Here is a 539-nt window from a genome sequence, read left to right as displayed (position 1 = left end):
CCTAAATGTTCTCCCGGTAAATCAGTAGCGGATAAAGCGTACTTATTCGCTGTTGATTTACATTTCCCGCCATTCCCATTAATCATCAGGTAGCCTATAATTAATGTATCCTCTGCCTATTGTTTGACTTACCTCGTGAAGAGGGATAATGAACACTAAAATATTCGAAGACAACATTTTATCTCGTAATGATATCGCTGTACGCTACGTCTTTCAGAAAATGTTTTCCCCACAAGGTACTCTGGTCGCGGTGGAATGCTTAAGCCGCTTTGATAATCTTTCTATTTCCCCCGAAGATTTTTTCCGCCATGCTACCGCCGCCGTTCGTGAACGTATTTTTCTCGAACAACTGGCACTGATTGAAAAGCATAAAGCCTGGTTTTTACGTAACCATATTTCCGCAACAATTAACGTTGATGACCATATCCTGAACCTGTTGCGCCAGAAGGATATAAAAGGGGTCGGTTCCGGCTGAGGGCGAAATGACACCCTAAGCTTTCGGTTCCTTGGGCCAAAGATATTCGCCAGTCAGTAGAATG

At 43.2% G+C, this 539-nt stretch carries 1 pseudogene; it reads left to right on the top strand.

Features of this window, described 5'->3' with window-relative positions:
• Positions 1 to 148 precede the first annotated feature (148 nt).
• A pseudogene (gene mkrJ, locus N6P30_RS24455) lies at positions 149 to 457 on the top strand (phosphodiesterase MrkJ); the annotation flags it as partial.
• Between the last annotated feature and the right edge of the window lie 82 nt (positions 458 to 539).

Origin of the sequence: Enterobacter sp. PL1 (assembly GCF_945957325.1) — a bacterium.
GTDB lineage: Bacteria > Pseudomonadota > Gammaproteobacteria > Enterobacterales > Enterobacteriaceae > Enterobacter > Enterobacter roggenkampii.
Note: the sequence above shows the minus strand (reverse complement) of the source record. Positions and strands in the feature narration are given on the sequence as shown.